This is a genomic window from Bradyrhizobium sp. 25ACV (genome assembly GCF_054863005.1).
Genome location: NZ_JAVAYO010000218.1, coordinates 1 through 230, shown reverse-complemented (window position 1 = coordinate 230; position 230 = coordinate 1). Strand labels below are relative to the sequence as shown.

At 65.7% G+C, this 230-nt stretch carries 1 protein-coding gene; it reads left to right on the top strand.

The genetic code is table 11. The features are described 5' to 3' along the window. The coding region (locus tag RAD04_RS39195; protein ID WP_461628038.1) for an inorganic phosphate transporter at positions 1–230 on the top strand (230 nt) is incomplete at both ends.

The following is a 230-nucleotide window of genomic DNA, read 5'->3' as shown; positions in this document are numbered from 1 at the left end:
CGCTGGTCGGCGGCCTCTGCGGCGCCGCGATCGCAACCTCGCAAGGCAACTGGGACGTCCTCATCTGGAACGAAACGATCGACGGCAAGCACCTCGGCCTCTGGCCCAAGGTCGTGATGCCCATGCTCGCGTCCCCGCTGATCGGCTTCGTCCTCGGCGCGATCTTCATGCTGATCCTTTATGCGGTCCTGCGGAAGGCCACGCCCCACTTCGTCAACCGCTGGTTCGGC